Annotated in this window: 1 rRNA gene; it reads right to left on the bottom strand. The window is 53.0% G+C overall.

The features are described 5' to 3' along the window. Positions 1–370 (bottom strand): 16S ribosomal RNA (locus ACF8FG_RS05655); the annotation flags it as partial.

The raw sequence follows: 370 nt of genomic DNA, 5'->3' as shown, positions 1-370 counted from the left end.
CAACTTCATGCAGTCGAGTTGCAGACTACAATCCGGACTACGATACACTTTCTGCGATTAGCTCCCCCTCGCGGGTTGGCGGCGCTCTGTATGTACCATTGTATGACGTGTGAAGCCCTACCCATAAGGGCCATGAGGACTTGACGTCATCCCCACCTTCCTCCGGTTTGTCACCGGCAGTCTCATTAGAGTGCCCTTTCGTAGCAACTAATGACAAGGGTTGCGCTCGTTGCGGGACTTAACCCAACATCTCACGACACGAGCTGACGACAGCCATGCAGCACCTGTGTACTGGTTCTCTTTCGAGCACTCCCTGATCTCTCAAGGATTCCAGCCATGTCAAGGGTAGGTAAGGTTTTTCGCGTTGCAT

It is taken from the genome of Pseudomonas sp. YQ_6 (genome assembly GCF_043103245.1).
GTDB classification, from domain to species: Bacteria; Pseudomonadota; Gammaproteobacteria; order Pseudomonadales; family Pseudomonadaceae; genus Aquipseudomonas; species Aquipseudomonas alloputida.
The sequence above is the reverse complement of the archived record's forward strand: the minus strand, read 5'-3'. Positions and strand labels throughout refer to the sequence as shown.